We start from the raw sequence: 11,421 nt of genomic DNA on the forward strand, positions 1-11,421 counted from the left end.
AAACCGATCTGACCGACGAACTATTCATTTCACTGAATTTTAGGCATAAAAAAACACGCTTTAAGCGTGTCGTTTCATTTTATGTATTTCAGTGGTTGCGGGAGCCGGATTTGAACCGACGACCTTCGGGTTATGAGCCCGACGAGCTACCAGGCTGCTCCATCCCGCGCCTGAAATATGTATACTTATTTAGCGTTGCTTACATTACAACGTGGCTGCCAACTCCCTAAAGGAAATTGGTTGCGGGAGCCGGATTTAAAACGACTACCTTTGCTGGCTAATGAAGAGCTGAGACCGACAAGCTTTTCTTTAACTAACATTTTACAGTAACCTCAAACCCCTAAAGGAAATTGGTTGCGGGAGCCGGATTTGAACCGACGACCTTCGGGTTATGAGCCCGACGAGCTACCAGGCTGCTCCATCCCGCGCCTGTAATTTCTTTGAAATAGTTTCGTGTTAATAACGAGCCTGTTTCGAAGAGAGCGCTATAATATAGGAATAAACTTATATTGCAAGGCTTTAACTAGTTAATTGTGTTCAACCGAACAAAAAGCAATCAACAAGCCCTATAAATAGCTATCTCTGGTGTGGGCTTATCATTTTTTGAAACTCCCAATCTGGGTGCCCCATTACAATAAAGTCAGGATTTTCAGTGCTCTCACGCTGGTTATAAGTAAGCGGATTAAACTCTGCATCGGTTATACACCCACCCGCTTCTTCTACAATAACTTGTGACGCGCCGGTATCCCACTCGCCTGTAGGCCCAATTCGTAAAAAGCAGTCGGCTTTACCCTCGGCAACTATACATGCTTTTAGCGAGCACGAGCCTACTGCAATAGTGGCAAACTGCGTATTTAAATACTGACTGACCGCTTCAATTTTTTGTCTACGGCTTACTGCCAACGTTAGGTTATCGGGTGTTGCTACCGACATTTTTGTGTCGCTACCATTTTCTCGTTTAAATGCCCCCTGATTAGCAGTAGCAAAGTAAGTGATCCCTTTTGCTGGCCAATGAATCACACCTAAAACGGGGTGATTATTTTCAATAAGCGCAATATTAACGGCAAAGTCACCACTTTCTAAAATAAACTCACCGGTGCCATCCATCGGATCTAATAACCAATAGCGCTGCCAGTTCTTTCTTTGGGCAAGTGCCGGAATAGGCGTTTCTTCCGACATGATAGGAATGTCGGGCGCAAGCGCTTTTAAACCAGCAACAAGCACATCGTTAGACGCTAAGTCTGCTTTTGTAACAGGCGTAGAGTCTGATTTTTCTTGCTGGCCAATATCGTCTTTTTTATAAATAGCCATAATGGCATCGCCTGCACTTTGTGCAAGTTCAATACAAGGCTCTAGTAATTTATTCATTTGCAGCTCCAGACGCTAAATACTTATTTAATAATAGCAAAGCGGCAACACTGCGAGCTTCGGTAAAATCGTCTTGCTCTAATAATGACTGCCAATCTGTTAATGGCCACTTAACAACCACTAAAGGTTCGGGCTCATCACCTTCTAACGTTTGCGGATATAGTTGCTTAGCAAATAAAATATGCATGGTCGCGTTAAAGTAACTTGGCGCCATTGATACTACTTTTAGCGGCTCAAAAAATTCAGCACCAAAACCAACTTCTTCTTTAAGCTCTCTGTTTGCAGCTTGCTGTGGTGTTTCGCCTGGGTCTATCAAGCCTTTAGGAAAGCCTAATTGGTAGTCGTTTGTGCCCGCGCAATACTCACGTACCAGTAGCATTTCGTTATCTGCAGTTATTGGTACAATCATTACAGCCCCGCGGCCACCGCCACGTATGCGCTCATACTGGCGCTCTTCGTCATTAGAAAACTTAAGCTCTAACGATTCAACAGTAAATAAACGGCTTTTAGCAACTACATTGTTACTAATAATTTGAGGCGGAGTTGGGTGCTTTTTCTGTGTCATTGGCGTTATTTTGCTATCATGGCAGTTGTGCTTAATCATAAACTTTTCACAAGGAAAAGCCCATGCTAAATTGGTCAAAAATCGATACCGTTTTACTCGATATGGACGGAACATTACTCGATTTACATTTCGATAGTCACTTTTGGCTTAACGTTGTACCAGAGCAACTTGCGCTCACTCGCAATATTACCCTTGATGAAGCAAAAGCCGATATGCACAAACGCTATCAAGCGGTAAGTGGTCAAATACAGTGGTATTGCTTAGATTATTGGCAAGAGCAACTCAATTTACCGATAATGGAATTAAAACGCCAAACCCAGCACTTAATAAAAGTACGCGAAGATGTACCCCACTTTTTAACTGAGCTAAAAAAAGCAGGTAAAGAGCTAATTCTTTTAACTAACGCCCACCCAGAAAACGTCATGCTTAAATTTGAACATACCGCGATAGATAATTATTTAGATGGCGTAGTGTCTACTCATCAATACGGAGTGAGTAAAGAGCAGCAAAGTTTATGGCATCAAGTACAAAAAGACTTAGGGTTTAATAAGCAGCGCACTTTGTTTGTTGATGACAGTGTGCCAGTTTTAAATGCTGCCCGAGAATACGGCATTGAACATTTACTTGCGGTGGCCAACCCAGATAGCCAGCAACCACATAATGTAATAGCCGATTACTTAAACGTAACCGACTACAGAAACATAATCTAGCAGCTAGATTATTGTTGCGGGTAACGCGCCACTAGGCCTTGATATACTAGCTTTGCAAAGTCGGCATGTTCGGTATCAAGGCTTTTAACGACTTCGACTAAATGCTCGTTATCTTCTTGGCCATTCCATACTTTGATGTAGCTGCCATCTTTGTAGCCATGATCTTGGCGGAAAAAGTTTAACGTGTTTTTACCTACGTAACCACGGTATAAATCGTCAATATCCATCCCTATTTGCGCCATACACCCTGCAAACGCGGCCGCGTTAAAGGTTTTATTTGCAACTGCTGAAGCTGCTAATATTTCAAGAGTTTGTTTAAAGTCATCTGCGGCCTGTGGTGCGCTAAGTTCTTGTTCTAGCTGCTTAGCTAACTCTTCGTAAGAGGTTGTTCCGTCAATTCTTAACGACAAACCAAAATGAAATATATCAACCAATTCTAGAATAACTTGCTCGGTGTCTGGGGTTTGTTTTTTCCACCACTTCCAACCGTAATGATCTAGCATTTCTGCACACTCTACCCAAATGGCTCTGTACCACTCAAAGCCTTGGCTAAACCATTGATCATGAACTTTAGTGTTCATGGCATTTTGCATTTCTAGCATTACTACTAGCTTATTTAAGTTGGCTGACATATCGTTTCCACTTGAGCTTTTAAATTACGCTTATGATACAGGCAAATAATAAAAAGTGCATTTTTGATCTATTATAAACAGCACATAAAAACAGGGCAGGAAATAATGATGAGTAAAGTGTTACTGCACACCTTGGCGACTATTGTAATGACTGCTTTTTTAGTAACGAATGCGCAAGCAAGTACAGAAGGAATTGCTGCAGCCCCCGAGCAAGTATCACCATTATTACCGGGCTTAAGCGTGCCTAATATAACGCTCAAAGATCAACATGGTAATAATGTAGAGTTACAAAAGCGCTTTGCTGAAAAAACAACGGTACTTATTATTTACCGCGGTGGTTGGTGTCCTTATTGCTCAAAACAACTGGCTAATATACAAAAAATTGAGCAACAACTCGCTAATTTAAACGCGCAAATTATTGCAGTATCGCCAGATAGCCCAGAAAAGCTAGCCCAAAGTAAAATAAGTTCGCCAAATTATTTACTGCTTTCAGATGATAGCTTAACCCTAGCAAAAGCCTTAGGTTTAGCTTATTTTTTAGATGATAAAACAGCTGCTATCTATCGCAATAAGCGCGGTGTTAACTTTGTTGATGCCCAAGGCAAGGTAAACGTCGCCTTACCTGTACCAGCTGTATTTGTAATTGATAAAAGCGGCGTTGTGTATTTTCAGTACGCAAACCCTAATTATAAAGTACGTTTAACAGAGGAGCTATTATTAGCTGGCGTTAAATCAATAGAAAATCAATAATCTGTAGATATATACCAATCGACTTAAATATTTAATCATTCTAGGGTGCTAAATAGAGCGCTATAAATGCCTAATAACTTTACACAATTGATATTACAAAAAAGCCAACTAGGTTGGCCTTTTAAACGTTTAACGCGAGCCAGTAAACTCAGCCCACGACTCAATTAAATCTATAAAATCTTCAAAGCCACAACCACTCACTAGGCCATTTTCTTCAAGCATTAAGTCATCATCTTGATAGGCGACTAAATCTTCGCTGTCTTGGTGTAGAGCATGGGCTTCAAATAAGGCTTCGTCTTTAGAGAGTATTAAGTCTATCTCTTGGCCTTTTAACGTTATTGGCTCGTAACTTGTTTTTACCGAGCTAATAAGTGCTTGTACCATCGCGACTTTTTCTTTGCCAATTTCTTCGTTTAACCAGCGGCCAATTAGGGCATGCTCGCTGCTTATTTTAATGCGCAGCCCACTAATAGGGTCACGTATAAATTGATATTCCATAATTTTTACTTTTAAAACGCTAATGCACTAATTATACCCATAAATAGCCTTAAACACCGACCCTAAAACGCAAAATAGCGCCAATGGGCGCTATTAAATAGGTGACATAAAAGCTAACTTCGCGATCTAAAACGTGCAGCATCTATAATCGACCATAAATAAATAATAGGCACGAGTACGAAGCCTACTAATACATAAATAAGTGCGTAACTAATTATAATAGCTAGCGCAAAAAAGATAGCGGCTAAAATTCGCCCTTGTACCAATTGCCCTAAACCAGGAAAAAATATATTACACAACGCTGCAATAACATTACCGCCAGAACCTTGATCAGCCATACTCACCTCTGTAGTTAATTAATTTTAAGTTTTAGTTATTTACTTACTATCACACTTTATGCCAATTTATTAAAGCTTAAAAATCAAATAGTTAAATTACTACTAAATAACTGCTTTAGTATTTTTTACTAAATATAGGTCAATTTGATTATTTTTATTATTAATTATCGTTACTTTAGAGTACAAAAAAGCGACTAAGCGATTAGTTTTACAAGTATTTTTAGAATAGCTGTTCATAAAAACAGTATTTTATTTAGCCTAACAAAAACACCTGTTATACTGCCCTCATTATTGATTGAAAAGGCGTAACGATGGACGTTTCTGAATTACTCGATGGCTTAAATGACAAACAACGCGATGCCGTTGCAGCCCCACTACAAAACATGCTGGTATTAGCAGGTGCTGGTTCGGGTAAAACACGTGTTTTAGTTCATCGTATCGCGTGGTTAATGCAGGTTGAGCAAGCATCGCCTTATAGTATTTTTGCGGTTACCTTTACTAATAAAGCCGCTAAAGAAATGCGCACCCGTGTTGAAGAAACCCTAAAAGCCCCTGTCGGTGGCATGTGGATTGGTACATTCCATGGTCTATCACACCGTATTTTGCGCGCTCACCATCGAGAAGCAAACCTACCAGAAGCCTTTCAAATTTTAGACTCTGACGATCAACTTAGAATGATCAAGCGCTTATTAAAATCAATGAATATTGATGACAAAAAATGGCCCGCCAAACAATTTGGCTGGTACATCAGCGCTAAAAAAGATGAAGCCCTGCGTCCTAAAGATATTCAAGCCTACGATATAAACGAGCAAATGATGCTACGTGTATATGCCGCCTATCAAGAAGCGTGTGACCGTGCAGGTTTAGTCGATTTTGCAGAAATACTGCTACGTAGCTACGAAGTACTTAAAAATAACCCTACGCTACTTCGCCATTACCAGCAGCGCTTTGCCCACATGCTGGTAGACGAGTTCCAAGATACCAATACCATTCAATACGCATGGCTAAAGCTACTTGCTGGTGATACACAAAGCATTATGATTGTAGGCGACGATGACCAGAGTATTTACGGTTGGCGTGGCGCTAAAATAGAAAACATTAAACGCTTTCTAACTGATTTTGACGCCGAAACTATTCGTCTTGAGCAAAACTACCGCTCAACCGCGACCATTCTAAAAGCATCTAATGCGCTAATTAAAAATAATTCAGAGCGCATGGGTAAAAGCCTTTGGACCGATGGCAACGAAGGCGAACCTATATCAATTTATGCCGCCTTTAACGAGCTAGACGAAGCCCGCTTTGTAAGCAGCAAGCTACGCAGCTGGTTAAATGCTGGTAATGCGTTGCAAGACGCCGCTATTTTATACCGTAGTAACGCGCAATCTCGTGTACTCGAGGAAGCCATGCTTCAAGAAGGCTTAAAATACCGTATTTACGGTGGTATGCGATTCTTCGAGCGCCAAGAAATTAAAGATGCGCTATCGTACTTGCGACTGGTAGGAAACCGCCAAGACGACGCCGCATTTGAGCGTGTAATAAACACCCCTGCGCGCGGTATTGGCGATAAAACACTTAGCCATATACGCGACTGTGCGCGTGCTGAGTCGCTGCCTCTTTGGTACGCAGCTAAAGCAATTGTTGAACAACAACATTTATCGGGTCGTGCGGCTAGCGCTGTTACAAAATTTGTAGAGTTGGTAGAGCACATAGAAGATAAAATTAGCGACCTTACACTACAAGAGCAAGCCAAATACGCTATTCAAACCTCTGGGCTTATGGCTATGTATCAAGCTGAAAAAGGCGAAAAAGGCCGAGCTCGCGTAGAAAACTTAGAAGAGCTTATCAGTGCCTGCGATCAATATGAACTCCCTGAAGAAGAAGAGTTTAGTTCGCCACTTCAAGGGTTTTTAGCTTATACATCGCTTGAATCTGGTGAAGGCCAAGCCGATGAACACGAAGACGCTGTGCAAATGATGACTCTTCACTCTGCTAAGGGCTTAGAGTTTCCACTTGTGTTTATGGTGGGTGTTGAAGAAGGCATGTTCCCATCGCAGCAAAGTAATGAAGAATCAGGGCGCTTAGAAGAAGAACGCCGCCTTTGTTACGTGGGCATGACCCGTGCCATGGACAAGCTTTACATAAGCCATGCCGAAAGCCGTCGTTTATACGGCCAAGAAAAGTACCATAGCCCATCGCGATTTTTACGTGAAATACCCGAAGATTGCGTAGAAGAAATTCGTATTAAAACACAGGTATCACGACCGCCTGCTGCAGGACGTTTTAGCGCATCAGTAAGCCATGCTGTATTTGAAGAAAGTGGTTTTAACTTAGGCCAACGTGTACTGCACGCTAAATTTGGTATTGGCACTGTGCTTAATTACGAAGGCAGCGGCGCGCAATCGCGTGTGCAAGTAAACTTTGACGACCTTGGCAGCAAATGGTTAGTAACCGCATATGCACGACTTCAAGCTGTATAAGCACTGTGTTGAGCAATTAACGCAGCAACTAACTGGCGCAAAGCATCGTCAGTTAGTGCTAATTACAGGCCAGCCTACGTGGTGCTATGAGCTATTAAGCGCGTTAACCCGTTCGGATGATGTAAAGCTACTTTCAAGCAGCCTTGCCAATGCAAGTTGGCCTGAGCATACTCATCAACTACTTGGGCAAGAGTTTCCTCATGCCGTTTATGATGGCTTTAGTGGCATTTACCCCGATAAACTCGCTGCATTAGCCGGCACCGTAAAAGCCGGCGGGCTTTTATTTTTATTACTGCCTGATTTACAACGTCTAGCCTCATGGCAAGACCCTGCGCTGCAAAGCGTGCAGTCTTATGGGTGTAGTAATCAGCAAAGCTATTTTAATTTACGTTTTTCTCGCCTTTTACAAACCCTACCCGCCATACACTTTGATGAACACACTGTCTTTAAAGAGCCGCAGCTCAAAAGCAATGTAACAAATAAAATTGAGTATCAGGCGCAGCAACACTGCGTTGAGCAAATAATTAAGGTGGCCACAGGACGTGCGAACAGGCCTTTAATTATTAATGCCGACAGAGGGCGAGGAAAATCAGCCGCGCTAGGTCTTGCAGCCGCAGCATTACATGATAAAAAAATCATTGTATGCGCAACACAATTTAGAGCCACCCATAGCTGTTTTAAGCATTTAGCTAAAAGCTTACAGGTTGAATACAAGGCTCAGCAAAAACATTTAGCTAATTTACAATACATGGCGCCCGATGCACTGCTTAATCAGTTGCCGCAATGTGATTTATTACTGGTTGATGAAGCCGCCGCAATCCCTGTTCCTCTACTGTTAACCATGTTAAAGCACTACCCGCGTATAGTCTTTGCAAGCACCTTGGTAGGCTACGAGGGTAATGGCCGAGGCTATACCATTCGCTTTACGCAACATATTAAAGCAAATTACAAAGCGGCAAAAATTGTAAACTTAGAAGACCCTTTACGTTTTGCCAAGGGCGACCCTCTTGAGCAACATGTACGCACACTCTTTGCTTTAGATGCACAATATAACGAATACCCACCCGCTTTAAATAGCATTGAGCACGTTGAAGTCACTCAACAGCAACTCGTTGACAATGAGCCTTTACTGCAGCAAATAGTTGCGTTGCTAGCACTTGCCCATTACCAGAGCAGTGTTAACGATTTACGCCAATTACTTGATGCCCCAGCGCAAAGGCTGTTTATTAGTAGATGCGACATGCATGTTGTGGGTGTGTGTTTAATAGCAGTTGAAGGCGGTATGGATGCAGAGCTAGCTAAGCAAGTAATCAGTGGTGAGCGCCGCCCACAAGGGCATTTAATGGCACAATCGCTCGCGCAATTAAGCGCACAGCCAAGCTATTTAACAAAACAAAGCGCACGCGTTATTCGTATAGCTGTTGCACCTAACCTGCAGCAACAAGGCGTAGGTAAAGCATTGCTAGCGCATTGCCAACATCAGCTAACCCCCACCTGTAGTTATATAGGTGCAAGTTTTGGGGCTACAGCAGGGCTTTTACATTTTTGGCAATCTCAGGGCTTTAGTGCTGTAAAGCTAGGTTATCAGCGAGATAAAAGCACGGGTGAGCACTCAGCCCTCGTTATTAAAGCATTAAACACATCCACGCAGGGCTTACATACCTTAGCTCAGCAATTTAAAAGTGATTTGTTTTATGGTTTATTAACGCACTTTAGCCAACTCGACAGTGAGTTAGTCAGTGAGCTAATAAGTAAATTTATCGATGAATCTAGCGTGCCCAGCCCACCTATAAACACTGCAATTAGTACAATAAATCGCTTTAATACCGCGCCAAAACTATGGTATTTATTTAACCACTCCCCATCCAGCCTAATGGCAACTAAAAGTGAAGATCGCCACTTGCTGATACAAATGGTATTACAAAACCACAGTAATGAGCAGCTAATCAAGCAACATCGTTTAAGTGGAAAAAAAGCCTTAGAGCAACAATTTAAACTCGCAGTTAAGTCACTAATTAAAAAACCACACAACCTTTAAGCTATTTATCTATTTTGTTCTATCCTTAAAGCATTACAAGGCAATTAAAGATAAAGGTATGGAATTCATAAACTTTCAAGTGGGCTGTAAAACCATTTCACTTAAAATTCTCGATATTTTACTCACCGAGCGGTTTGATAATAACCTCACTACATTGCCAAATAACAATAAGAGCTTTATTGGTGTAAAAGACTACATGGAAACACCCACGCCGGTGTTCGACCTAGGTGTTATTTTAAATGGCAGCTCTACAGAGCAAAGTAATAAAAAAGCACTTAATGAGCTAAGAACCTGGCAAGCCTCGCTTAATGATTGGTTTAGCCAATTTGAAAAAAGCATCGCGCAACAGAGCCACGTAATAACAAACGATAAAACTCAGCTGCACAACATCGCCGTATTTTATAAAGAGTTTAAAACTGACAACAGTGACCTAAAATCTATCATAGAAAAACTTGATGAGCCTTTTCAAGCGCTAGTAACAGCAACAGATCGCGCAGTTAGTACTCATAACGAGCAAGACTATAAACAAGCCAGTAAATATTTAGCGAGTATAAAGCGCAACAGCTTTATGCAATTACAAAGACTGTTTGATGCGGCAAAAGAGCAAATAACACTCGATTATAAACCTATTATTGTTTTTACTACTAAAGATGGGCTCAACCCGCATATCGGATTACTAGTAGATAAAGTAGAGGACAATATAGATTATAAAAAAGAAGACATTAAGCCACTCGATAAATTAACCGAAGTAGGCTTTGATATAGACCCGCAAACCAAAGGCATGATGCGAGGGCTAATAAAGTTAGCCGAAAAACACAGTGTTTTAATAGACCCTAGCGCAATATTTAGACCTGATCATTTAGCACAACAGGAAGACGAAGAAACACAAGCGTATGGTTTATTCTAAAAATAAAAAAGCCGAGAAGGCTCTCGGCTAATTAACTTATAGCAACACGTTATACAGTAGCTATAATATCTTCAACTGGTAAACGCGCTTTAGGTTTGCCAAAGTTCCAATCTTCTTCTTCAACTGGGTAACCCATTGCAAGTGCCACTTCACAAATATGACCATCAAGCTCTTCGCTAAACTTCTCACCGATTAACTCTGGGTCAACACCTTCCATAGGCGTAGATGCAATATTTAAACGCGCTAGTGTATGCATAATGTTACCCAGTGCTAGGTAAACTTGTGCTTTAGTCCAGCTGCCATTGTAGCCATTTTCATCCGTATTCATTTCAGCAAAAGCGTAGGCACCCATAAAGCTTTCACGCAGTTGCGCTGGTAAGTGACCAGAGCTCACTTCAACATCCACACGTTTAACAAACTTCTCTTTAGTAAACTTAGGATCGTAAGCTAATAACAGTGTATGCGACGCTTCTTTAGCGTGTAATTGATTAAACTGGTGCTTGTTAGCAAATGTATCGTGCAAACGCTGCTTAGCTTCATCACTTTCTACCAATACAAACTTCCAAGGTTGAGAGTTGATTGAAGAAGCAGACAAGCGAATAGCTTCTTTAATTACGTCAAGATCCGCCGATGAAATACGTTTGCTCGTATCGTATTTTTTAGCCGTGTAACGGTTATGTAAGTCTTTAATAATTTGATGAGACATGCTCTTCTCCCCTTTGGTAAGGTATGTAAATACAAGATGGGGCAAGTTTATAGACTTTGCTATCAATTGATAATTAGCAAAATACTTAAAAGACTTTCTAAAAAAATTTGATAATAGATCAAGCCCATACCTTTTGGGGTTACAGCTTTATTGTTGCGAGATCGGTCGTTACGAAACATATAGAGGCGGATACTGTTGCTGCTGGTAATCCAGCTCGTGAGATAAGAACACTATATTTACCATACAAAGATGTGCGGCGAGCCTTATCCGCGGGTTTCGTGATACTCAACCCACGCTACGGAGGTGGTGCTATTACGTAAAGACATGTATTTCACTTTTCTACGGACGTAAAAAAGCCGCTTCATTTCTGAAGCGGCTTTCTCGTATTTGGAGCCTGGCAATGTCCTACTTTCACATAGCAAATGCTACACT

The 11,421-nt window shown here is 41.4% G+C and carries 11 protein-coding genes and 2 tRNA genes; 5 read left to right on the top strand and 8 right to left on the bottom strand.

Translation table 11 applies throughout. The annotated features are described in order from the left end of the window. Nucleotides 1-92: 92 nt before the first annotated feature. The 4 genes from CWC04_RS17775 to nudE form a co-directional block, all read right to left on the bottom strand. Nucleotides 93-169 (bottom strand) — tRNA-Met (locus CWC04_RS17775). A 182-nt stretch (nt 170-351) separates the two neighbouring features. After that, nucleotides 352-428: transfer RNA gene (locus CWC04_RS17780), tRNA-Met, on the bottom strand. 148 nt (nt 429-576) lie between these two features. After that, on the bottom strand, nt 577-1,368 hold the full coding sequence (cysQ, locus tag CWC04_RS17785; protein WP_004588670.1) for a 3'(2'),5'-bisphosphate nucleotidase CysQ: 792 nt from the start codon (nt 1,366-1,368) through the stop codon (nt 577-579). Next, nucleotides 1,361-1,933: an ADP compounds hydrolase NudE gene (gene nudE / locus CWC04_RS17790; RefSeq protein ID WP_029772216.1), complete on the bottom strand. Its 573-nt coding sequence runs from the start codon at nt 1,931-1,933 to the stop codon at nt 1,361-1,363. The genes cysQ and nudE overlap by 8 nt, the downstream gene beginning before the upstream one ends. Nucleotides 1,934-1,995: 62 nt before the next feature. On the opposite strand from nudE, the gene yrfG reads away from it, so the two are divergent. Beyond that, on the top strand, nt 1,996-2,643 hold the full coding sequence (gene yrfG, locus CWC04_RS17795) for a GMP/IMP nucleotidase (protein ID WP_004588668.1): 648 nt from the start codon (nt 1,996-1,998) through the stop codon (nt 2,641-2,643). A gap of 8 nt (nt 2,644-2,651) precedes the next feature. Here yrfG and CWC04_RS17800 read toward each other — a convergent pair whose 3' ends face one another. Continuing rightward, nucleotides 2,652-3,275 (bottom strand): dUTP diphosphatase, encoded by a 624-nt coding sequence (locus CWC04_RS17800; protein WP_004588667.1) that lies wholly within the window; start codon nt 3,273-3,275, stop codon nt 2,652-2,654. 105 nt (nt 3,276-3,380) lie between these two features. Between CWC04_RS17800 and CWC04_RS17805 the strand changes: the two genes are divergently transcribed. Then, nucleotides 3,381-4,025 carry a peroxiredoxin-like family protein gene (locus CWC04_RS17805; protein WP_249326197.1) on the top strand — a complete coding sequence of 215 codons (645 nt, stop codon included), beginning with the start codon at nt 3,381-3,383 and terminating at the stop codon, nt 4,023-4,025. Between the two features lie 129 nt (nt 4,026-4,154). Here CWC04_RS17805 and CWC04_RS17810 read toward each other — a convergent pair whose 3' ends face one another. Continuing rightward, complete coding sequence (locus CWC04_RS17810; RefSeq protein WP_004588665.1) at nt 4,155-4,523, bottom strand: YacL family protein; 369 nt, start codon at nt 4,521-4,523, stop codon at nt 4,155-4,157. Nucleotides 4,524-4,636: 113 nt separating this feature from the next. Further along, the gene (locus CWC04_RS17815; RefSeq protein ID WP_004588664.1) at nt 4,637-4,861 is read right to left on the bottom strand and encodes a hypothetical protein; all 225 of its coding nucleotides are present in this window, start codon (nt 4,859-4,861) and stop codon (nt 4,637-4,639) included. Between the two features lie 311 nt (nt 4,862-5,172). Here CWC04_RS17815 and uvrD point away from each other — a divergent pair, with 311 nt between their 5' ends. From uvrD to CWC04_RS17830, 3 genes are read left to right on the top strand one after another with little or no spacing between them, the layout of a single operon-like run. Next, entirely contained in the window at nt 5,173-7,338 is a 2,166-nt protein-coding gene (gene uvrD, locus CWC04_RS17820; protein ID WP_054983970.1) for a DNA helicase II, read from the top strand. Beyond that, nucleotides 7,316-9,376, top strand: a complete 2,061-nt coding sequence (locus CWC04_RS17825) for a tRNA(Met) cytidine acetyltransferase TmcA domain-containing protein (RefSeq protein ID WP_138686044.1) — start codon at nt 7,316-7,318, stop codon at nt 9,374-9,376. The genes uvrD and CWC04_RS17825 overlap by 23 nt, the downstream gene beginning before the upstream one ends. 58 nt (nt 9,377-9,434) lie before the next feature. Continuing rightward, the gene (locus CWC04_RS17830; protein ID WP_054983972.1) at nt 9,435-10,283 is read left to right on the top strand and encodes a hypothetical protein; all 849 of its coding nucleotides are present in this window, start codon (nt 9,435-9,437) and stop codon (nt 10,281-10,283) included. A 49-nt stretch (nt 10,284-10,332) separates the two neighbouring features. Here CWC04_RS17830 and CWC04_RS17835 read toward each other — a convergent pair whose 3' ends face one another. Beyond that, entirely contained in the window at nt 10,333-10,989 is a 657-nt protein-coding gene (locus CWC04_RS17835) for an NAD(P)H-dependent oxidoreductase (protein ID WP_024031966.1), read from the bottom strand. Nucleotides 10,990-11,421: the final 432 nt, after the last annotated feature.

It is taken from the genome of Pseudoalteromonas sp. S2893 (assembly GCF_005887105.1).
GTDB lineage: Bacteria > Pseudomonadota > Gammaproteobacteria > Enterobacterales > Alteromonadaceae > Pseudoalteromonas > Pseudoalteromonas atlantica.

Excerpts from the sequence above, each read along its gene's own strand:
- cysQ (WP_004588670.1), bottom strand. The coding sequence starts at position 1,368 with ATGAATAAATTACTAGAGCCTTGTATTGAACTTGCACAAAGTGCAGGC.
- CWC04_RS17815 (WP_004588664.1), bottom strand. The coding sequence starts at position 4,861 with ATGGCTGATCAAGGTTCTGGCGGTAATGTTATTGCAGCGTTGTGTAAT.
- CWC04_RS17830 (WP_054983972.1), top strand. The coding sequence starts at position 9,435 with ATGGAATTCATAAACTTTCAAGTGGGCTGTAAAACCATTTCACTTAAA.
- uvrD (WP_054983970.1), top strand. The coding sequence starts at position 5,173 with ATGGACGTTTCTGAATTACTCGATGGCTTAAATGACAAACAACGCGAT.
- CWC04_RS17835 (WP_024031966.1), bottom strand. The coding sequence starts at position 10,989 with ATGTCTCATCAAATTATTAAAGACTTACATAACCGTTACACGGCTAAA.
- CWC04_RS17805 (WP_249326197.1), top strand. The coding sequence starts at position 3,381 with ATGATGAGTAAAGTGTTACTGCACACCTTGGCGACTATTGTAATGACT.
- CWC04_RS17810 (WP_004588665.1), bottom strand. The coding sequence starts at position 4,523 with ATGGAATATCAATTTATACGTGACCCTATTAGTGGGCTGCGCATTAAA.
- CWC04_RS17825 (WP_138686044.1), top strand. The coding sequence starts at position 7,316 with ATGCACGACTTCAAGCTGTATAAGCACTGTGTTGAGCAATTAACGCAG.
- nudE (WP_029772216.1), bottom strand. The coding sequence starts at position 1,933 with ATGACACAGAAAAAGCACCCAACTCCGCCTCAAATTATTAGTAACAAT.
- CWC04_RS17800 (WP_004588667.1), bottom strand. The coding sequence starts at position 3,275 with ATGTCAGCCAACTTAAATAAGCTAGTAGTAATGCTAGAAATGCAAAAT.
- yrfG (WP_004588668.1), top strand. The coding sequence starts at position 1,996 with ATGCTAAATTGGTCAAAAATCGATACCGTTTTACTCGATATGGACGGA.